Source organism: Pseudomonas sp. Pseusp97, from assembly GCF_047304025.1.
Lineage (GTDB): Bacteria > Pseudomonadota > Gammaproteobacteria > Pseudomonadales > Pseudomonadaceae > Pseudomonas.
The window spans coordinates 1-3,358 of record NZ_JBGLYK010000363.1 but is presented as its reverse complement, the minus strand read 5'-3'; the positions used below and the strand labels follow the sequence as shown (position 1 = coordinate 3,358).

Genomic DNA, 3,358 nt, shown 5'->3' with positions numbered 1-3,358 from the left:
TTTTTTACTCTCCCGTTTTATTCCCCTTTTTCGCGGCTTGGTCGCCCCTAACATTCTGGGGGGGGGCGCCGGGCGGGGGGGGGTTCCCCATCAACCCCCGCTCCTACAAGAGCCCCTCCACCCGTCCACCTGCCCTTGCCGATCAAGACAAACGAGTCCAAAATGGAAAAATAAATCCACATCTGGAGTCTCGCCATGTCCGCCGCCACGCCTTTCACCCTCAATCAGGCTGAAGCCGAACGCCTGCTGGAACAGGTCGACGTGCTCCAGGCAATGCGCGACATGTTCGTCGAACTGGCCTCCGGCAGCGCCGTGCAGCCCGCGCAGCAGCTGGTGGAATTCCCCAATGGCGGCGGCGACTTCATCAACTACCTGGGCGTGCTGGCTTCGCAGAAGGTCTACGGCGTGAAGACCTCGCCGTACATCGTGCGCCAGCCCAAGTCGCTGGTCACCGCGTGGAGCCTGCTGATGTCCATGGACAGCGGCCAGCCGCTGCTGCTGTGCGACGCCGGCAGCCTGACCACCGCCCGCACCGCCGCCACTACCGCCCTGGCCGTGCAGGAACTGGCTCGCCCGGATGCCAAGCGCCTGGCCATAGTCGGCAGCGGTCCGGTGGCCCGTGCGCACCTGCGCTACGCTGCCGGCCTGCGTGACTGGCAGAGCATCCGCGTGTACTCGCCGAACCTGAACGCCGGCGTACTGGCCCAGTTCGGCGCCATCGATTCCCGCGCCGAACCGGCCGCCAGCGTCGAAGCCGCCGTGGCCGACGCCGACGTGGTGCTGCTGTGTACCTCCTCCGGCACGCCGGTGCTCGACCCGGCGATCCTCACCCAACCGGCGCTGATCACCTCCATCAGCACCAACGTCGCCCGCGCCCACGAAGTGCCGCCGCAGTCGCTGGCGCAGATGGACGTCTACTGCGACTACCGCGCCACCACCCCGGCCGCCGCCGGCGAGATGCGCCTGGCCCGCGACGAGCACGGCTGGGACGGCGCCATCCGCGGCGACCTGCCGGAACTGGTCAGCGGCCGCGCCGCCAGGCCGGAGTACCAGCGTCACGCCTTCTTCCGCTCCATCGGCCTGGGCCTGGAAGACGTCGCCCTGGCCAATGCGCTCTATCACCTGCAACGCCAGAACGCCTGAGCCGGAGACGAACATGATCGAAGTCGACTTCCTCATCATCGGCGGCGGCATCGCCGGCGCCTCCACCGGCTACTTCCTTTCCCGCCACGGCAAGGTCGCCGTGCTGGAGCGCGAATCCCATGCCGGCTACCACTCCACCGGCCGCTCGGCAGCGCTCTACACCGTCGCCTACGGTACGCCGCAGGTGCGCGCCCTGACCGCCGCCAGCCGCGCCTTCTTCGACAACCCGCCCGAGGGCTTCGTCGAACACCCGATCCTCACGCCGCGCGGCGAGATGACCGTGGACTTCGAAGGCAACCCGGAAGAACTCCGGCGCCAGTACGAAAGCGCCCTCGCCAGCGTGCCGGAAATGCGCCTGCTCGATGCCGATGAAGCCTGCGCCATCGTGCCGGTGCTGCGCCGCGAGAAAGTCCACGGCGCGATGCTCGACCCCAGCGCCGCCGACATCGACACCGACGGCCTGCTGCAGGGCTACCTGCGCGGCATCCGGCGCAATGGCGGCAGCGTGCAGCTGGACAGCGAAGTCCTGGAAATCCGCCGCATCGACGATGCCTGGCAAGTACGCTGCGCACAGCAGACCTACCGCGCGCCAGTGCTGGTCAATGCCGCTGGCGGCTGGTCCGACAAGATCGCCGAACTGGCCGGCGCCGCGCCCCTGGGCCTGACGCCCAAGCGCCGCGCCGCCTTCCTGTTCAGCCCGCCGGAGGGCGTGGACAGCCACGCCTGGCCGGTCCTGGTGAGCCTGGACGAATCCTTCTACTTCAAGCCCGACGCCGGCATGCTGCTCGGCTCGCCGGCCAACGCCGACCCGGTGGAGCCCCACGACGTGCAGCCCGAGGAGCTGGACATCGCCCTGGGCATCTACCAGATCGAAGAGCACACCACGCTGAGCATCCGCCGTCCGAGCCACACCTGGGCCGGCCTGCGCTCGTTCTTCGCCGACGGCGACCTGGTGTCCGGCTACGATCCCGCCACACCGGGCCTTTACTGGGTCGCCGGCCAGGGCGGCTACGGTATCCAGACCTCGGCGGCGATGGGCGAGGCCAGCGCCGCGCTGATCCGCCATGAAGCGTTGCCCGAGCACCTGACCCGCCACGGCCTGAACGCCGAGATGCTTGCCCCGGCGCGCCTGCTGAGCCTGTAGGGCACAGACGGTGACAGCCCGCGGGCGCTTGCGGCAAACTCGCCAGCGCCCGCCACAACCCGCCCCGAGAGCCTTGCCCATGACCGCCGCTGACCCGCTGGACAACTACAAGGCCATCGCCGACGCCATCGCCGCGCTGTTCTTCCCCCACGCCGAAGTGGTCATCCACGACCTGCGCAACCAGCGCGTGGCCTATCTGGCGAACAACATCTCCAAGCGCGAGATCGGCGACGACTCGGCGCTGGAAGACATGCTCGAAGGCAGCCATGACGAGCGCAACATCGGCCCCTACGAGAAGCTCAACTGGGACGGCCAGAAGATCCGCTCCATCAGCACCGTGCTGCGCGATGCGAAGGGCGAGCCGCTGGCGGTGCTGTGCATCAACCTCAACATCACCCTGTTCGAGACCGCCAAGGCGGCGCTCGACCTGTTCCTCTCCTCCAGCAAGGTCATTCCGCAACCGGACGCGCTGTTCCGCGACGACTGGCAGGAGCGCATCAACACCTTCCTGCATGGCTGGCTGCAGCAACGCCAGCTGAGCCTCTCCACCCTCAGCCGCGACCACAAGCGCGAACTGGTGCTGGCCCTGCATGCCGAGGGCGCGTTCAAGGGCAAGAGCGCGGCGAACTACGTGGCCAACGTCCTGAACATGGGCCGGGCGACGGTTTACAAGCACCTGAAGGAGTTGAAGGAAGAGGTCTGAGCCGGTTCCTTCTCCCCTGCTTCACCTCGGTTCGCGAGCAAGCTCGCTCCTACACCCTGGCCGACCGCCCGGCGCGTCTCTTGTAGGAGCGAGCTTGCTCGCGAACCGCACGGCACGTTGCCGATCGCGGACGGAGTCCGCTCCTACGCACGCGCGGTGCCGCGTGCCTCCTGGCAACAACGCATTCATCCGCGATGTATTTCGCGGACAAGGTCCGCTCCTACGAAGACCCCCAACGCAGTGGCTCTGGTTCCTAGAGATTTCCAGAGGAATATCCGCGCGCTCCGAACGGCCCCGTTCAGGAGGCCTCGTTGAAGCGGAGTTTCAGGGGTTGAGCGACATGGATGTCGCGAGAGCTGCGATGGGCC

Annotated in this window: 3 protein-coding genes; all 3 read left to right on the top strand. The window is 67.6% G+C overall.

What is annotated here, in order from left to right; all coding sequences use genetic code 11:
• Nucleotides 1–195: 195 nt before the first annotated feature.
• The 3 genes from ACCC94_RS28855 (at nt 196) to ACCC94_RS28845 (ending at nt 2,990) form a co-directional block, all read left to right on the top strand.
• Nucleotides 196–1,143, top strand: coding sequence for an ornithine cyclodeaminase family protein (locus tag ACCC94_RS28855; protein WP_413353008.1), 948 nt, complete (start codon nt 196–198; stop codon nt 1,141–1,143).
• A 13-nt stretch (nt 1,144–1,156) separates the two neighbouring features.
• Nucleotides 1,157–2,287 carry an NAD(P)/FAD-dependent oxidoreductase gene (locus ACCC94_RS28850; RefSeq protein ID WP_413353007.1) on the top strand — a complete coding sequence of 377 codons (1,131 nt, stop codon included), beginning with the start codon at nt 1,157–1,159 and terminating at the stop codon, nt 2,285–2,287.
• 79 nt (nt 2,288–2,366) lie between these two features.
• Nucleotides 2,367–2,990, top strand: coding sequence for a transcriptional regulator (locus ACCC94_RS28845; protein ID WP_259757081.1), 624 nt, complete (start codon nt 2,367–2,369; stop codon nt 2,988–2,990).
• Nucleotides 2,991–3,358: the final 368 nt, after the last annotated feature.